The 1,572-nt window shown below is 68.9% G+C and carries 1 protein-coding gene; it reads right to left on the minus strand.

Translation table 11 applies throughout. The annotated features are described in order from the left end of the window. Positions 1-1,572: acetate--CoA ligase (acs, locus tag BMZ92_RS36635; protein ID WP_091517279.1), on the minus strand; the 1,572-nt coding region annotated here is incomplete at both ends.

A 1,572-nucleotide genomic window follows, 5' to 3' on the forward strand; every position in this document is an offset into this window, starting at 1 on the left:
ACGAACGCGACGATGCCCTGCCCGGTGGTGGGGTCGGTCGCGCCGACCACGGCGGCCTCGGCGACGGTCGGGTGCGAGACCAGCGCCGACTCGACCTCGGTGGTGGAGATGCGGTGGCCGGACACGTTCATCACGTCGTCCACCCGGCCCAGCAGCCAGATGTCGCCGTCGTCGTCGTACTTCGCGCCATCACCCGCGAAGTAGTAGCCCTGGTCGGCGAAACGGGACCAGTAGGTCTCCTTGAAGCGCTCGTCGTCGCCCCAGATGCCCCGCAGCATCGACGGCCACGGCTTGTCCAGCACCAGGTAACCGCCGCCGCCGTGCGGGACCTCCTTGCCGGTGTCGTCCACGACGATCGCCGAGATGCCGGGCAGCGGGGTCTGCGCGGAACCGGGCTTGGTCGCGGTGACCCCGGGCAGCGGGGAGATCATGATCGCCCCGGTTTCGGTCTGCCACCAGGTGTCGACGACGGGGGCTTTGCCGGCGCCGATGTGTTCGCGGTACCAGATCCAGGCTTCGGGGTTGATCGGCTCACCCACCGACCCCAGCACCCGCAGCGACGAGAGGTCGTACTTGGCGGGGATGTCGTCGCCCCACTTCATGAACGTGCGGATCAAAGTGGGCGCGGTGTAGTAGATGGAGACTTTGTAGTTCTGGATGATCTCCCAGTGCCGGCCCTCGTGGGGGGTGTTGGGGGTGCCTTCGTAGACGACCTGGGTGACGCGGTTGGCCAGGGGCCCGTAGACGATGTAGGAGTGCCCGGTGACCCAGCCGATGTCGGCGGTGCACCAGTAGACGTCGCGGCCGGGTTTGTGGTCGAAGACGACGTGGTGGGTGTAGGCGACCTGGGTGAGGTAGCCGCCGGAGGTGTGCAGGATGCCCTTGGGGCGGCCGGTGGTGCCGGAGGTGTAGAGGATGAACAGGGGGTGTTCGGAGTCGAACGCCTCCGGCGTGTGCTCGGGGGACTGGGCGTCGACCAGGTCGTGCCACCACACGTCCCGGCCTTCGGTCATGGGGACGTCTTCGCCGGTGCGGCGCACCACGATGACCTTCTCCACCGACTCGGCGCCCTCCAGGGCCTGGTCGACGTTGGCCTTCATGGGGGCGGCCTTGCCGCGGCGGAACTGCCCGTCGGAGGTGATGACGATCTTGGCGGCGGCGTCGTCCACGCGGGAGCGCAGCGCGGCGGGGGAGAACCCGCCGAACACCACGCTGTGCAGGGCGCCGATGCGGGCGCAGGCCAGCATCGCCACGATCGCCTCGGGGATCATCTGCAGCTGGATCGCCACCCGGTCATGGGCCTTGACCCCCAGCGACAGCAGGGCGTTCGCGGCGCGGGAGACGTCGTCCTTGAGCTGGGCGTAGGTGATGTCACGGGTGTCGCCGGGCTCGCCGACCCAGTGGATGGCGACCTGGTCCCCGTGCCCGGCCTCGACATGCCGGTCCACACAGTTGTAGGCCACGTTCAGCTTGCCGCCCACGAACCACTTCGCGAACGGGGCACCGGACCAGTCCAGCACCCGGGACCACTTCGTGTCCCACGTCAACCGCTCCGCCTGCTCCGCCCAGAAC

The organism is Amycolatopsis sacchari, assembly GCF_900114035.1.
GTDB lineage: Bacteria > Actinomycetota > Actinomycetes > Mycobacteriales > Pseudonocardiaceae > Amycolatopsis_E > Amycolatopsis_E sacchari.